Below are 235 nucleotides of genomic sequence, written 5' to 3'. Positions count from 1 at the left end.
TCAGTCGTGTATACGAGACAGGCAGTTGGCCGCGATGAAGGAGCTGCTGGCGATTACCCGTGACGAATTCTATGTCATCGGCACCAACCTGGAGCCGGACCGCGTCGGCATCGTCAAGACCAATATGCGCAATGTCCCGAAGGTCATTCCCAGCACATCGTTCTACATGACACCGGGACCGGCCAAACCGGAGACCTTCTACTACCAGCAGTAACGGCACGCGACCGACAGGGAT

1 pseudogene is annotated in these 235 nt (G+C 57.4%); it reads left to right on the top strand.

Going from position 1 to position 235, the window contains the following annotated elements:
* Positions 1-214 (top strand): annotated as a pseudogene (locus tag AF337_RS15435) (ABC transporter substrate-binding protein); the annotation flags it as partial.
* Between the last annotated feature and the right edge of the window lie 21 nt (positions 215-235).

The organism is Rhizobium ecuadorense (genome assembly GCF_001187535.1).
Taxonomy (GTDB): domain Bacteria; phylum Pseudomonadota; class Alphaproteobacteria; order Rhizobiales; family Rhizobiaceae; genus Rhizobium; species Rhizobium ecuadorense.
The sequence above is the reverse complement of the archived record's forward strand: the minus strand, read 5'-3'. Positions and strand labels throughout refer to the sequence as shown.